Here is a 506-nt window from a genome sequence, read left to right on the forward strand (position 1 = left end):
GGAGAGATGCCTGCAATACCAAGTTGATTAAGTCCAAATCTCTTCGCTAGATAAGAAAAGGCCGTATGTTGTGTTACAAAGGTTTTCTGAGTCGCTTTTTCAAATTTAGGCTGGAATTTCTTAGTCAATTCTTGAGCTTTTTTGATAAAGGCTTGCGCATTTTTTTGATAAGTTTCTTTGTGTTCACTATCAACCTCTGAAAGTTTATCAGCTATAATTTGGGCTTCTTCGCCAGCTTTTTCAGGATCTAGCCAAGTGTGAGGATCATAAAGCGTTTTTTCATCAACACCATCACCTGCTTCCACATCTTCTAGACCAGGGACACGATCCAATGTCATTCCTTCTGAAGCCTCTAAAACTTTAACTTTGGATTTTTTTAGATTGGGATCCAGACTTCCTGCCCAAGATTCAAGTGTATGCGAATGGTAAACAAAGACATCTGCATCATAGATGGCTGCGATATCATTTGCTGAAGGTTCAAAGGAGTGAATTCCGCTACTTGACTG

General features: G+C 39.5%; 1 pseudogene. It reads right to left on the reverse strand.

Going from position 1 to position 506, the window contains the following annotated elements:
- A pseudogene (gene adcAII, locus D8855_RS10485) lies at nt 1–506 on the reverse strand (zinc-binding lipoprotein AdcAII); the annotation flags it as partial.

The sequence above is a fragment of the Streptococcus mitis genome, from assembly GCF_003942685.1.
Taxonomy (GTDB): domain Bacteria; phylum Bacillota; class Bacilli; order Lactobacillales; family Streptococcaceae; genus Streptococcus; species Streptococcus mitis_CD.